Consider the following 1,523-nt stretch of genomic DNA (forward strand, 5'->3'; position numbering starts at 1 on the left):
CAATGCCGTTAAGTTACCGTTTGTCGATTCCTGTATCTGGCTTTGAATTTGATGCGTGTCGTAGCGTCGGAAATGCTTGGCGATGATTTAATCCCTGCATGAGCAATTCGCCTCTGGGGTCACATGAACGGATCGTCGACCGAATCGGGATTGGCGTTCTGACTCGGGTATTTCATCGTGACCTGGTGGACGAGGTTCTCCTCTCAACAGGAAGCCGGGAACAGCGACGGCGTCTGCTGCCGGCGAGGGTTGTCGTGTACTACGTGCTCGCCTTGGCCTTGTTCTTCGCTGATTCATACGACGAAGTCATGCGGAAGCTTGTTAATGGACTCAGGTTCGGACGCGCATGGCGCGACGACTGGCATGTTCCGACGCCGTCTGCGCTTTCGCAAGCCCGGACGCGACTGGGTCCCGAACCGCTGCGTGAGCTGTTCTTCCGTGCAGCTGTTCCTATTGCCGAGTCCTACAGTCGCGGCGCCTGGTATCGCGGCCGGCGCAAGATGGCCATCGACGGTGTGATACTCGACGCTCCTGACACCTCGGAAAATGTCGACCGCTTCGGTAAGAAAGGACACGGAGGCGGCGAGAGCGTTTATCCACAGGTGCGCGTTGTCGGCCTGGTCGAGTGCGGAACTCACGCCATGGTCGCGGCCGCTGTCGACTCCTGGCGCGTCTATGAAAGGGAGCTCGCCGCCCGACTTCTCGATCAGGTCGAGCCGGACATGCTGATCATGGCCGACCGTGGCTTCTTTAGCTACGAACTGTGGAAACAAGCCGGAGCCACTGGGGCAGACCTCCTGTGGCGGGTCAGCAGCAACATTCACCTCCGCGTCGTGGAAGAGCTGCCCGACGGCTCATACCGCTCAGAACTCCTCCCCAAGCAACTGAAAACAGACCTGAACAGGGGCATGAAACGACGCATCCCCGAAGGCACTCTGCTTTCCGTTCGAGTCATCGAATACCAGGTGTCCAATCGAGGTGAAGGGGAAACTGTCCGGCTTGTCACCACACTGAACGACCACCGTGAAGCTCCCGCTATCGAACTCGCCGCGCTCTATGCCGAGCGATGGGAATTCGAGATAGCCCTCGACGAGGTCGAAACCCATCAACAGGGCGGCTACCGCGTCCTTCGATCGAAGAAACCGGATCTCGTGGAACAAGAAATCTGGGGACTGCTGCTCACGCACTACGCAATACGACACCTCATGCACCAAGCCGCCGACACAGTCGACATAGACGAAGACCGGCTCTCATTCATCCGCAGCCTCCGCGTCGTCCGGCGAACCATCGCCAACGGCGCGGATTTTCCCCCCGAATAGCAACAACGAGGCCTACCGCGAAGCCATTCATGAAATCGCCTCACATCCGAACCCGCGCCGACGACAACGCACCTACCCGAGAGTCGTCAAACGGCGACAAGTAGGCGACAAGCTCACCAAAAGAGCCCGCCACACTCAGACGCGACACAACGCCGCCCCACAGCTCACGCTGCGCCGAAGCCCGCTCCTAACTTAACGGCATTG

At 59.1% G+C, this 1,523-nt stretch carries 1 protein-coding gene; it reads left to right on the plus strand.

Annotated features, from left to right (window positions below; genetic code table 11):
- The first annotated feature begins 98 nt into the window (after nucleotides 1–98).
- Entirely contained in the window at nucleotides 99–1,319 is a 1,221-nt protein-coding gene (locus ACZ7KI_RS43325) for an IS4 family transposase (RefSeq protein WP_470278812.1), read from the plus strand.
- Nucleotides 1,320–1,523: the final 204 nt, after the last annotated feature.

This window comes from Amycolatopsis sp. NPDC039088 (genome assembly GCF_055598845.1).

Coding starts and splice junctions, on each gene's coding strand:
- ACZ7KI_RS43325 (WP_470278812.1), top strand. CDS start 99: ATGAGCAATTCGCCTCTGGGGTCACATGAACGGATCGTCGACCGAATC.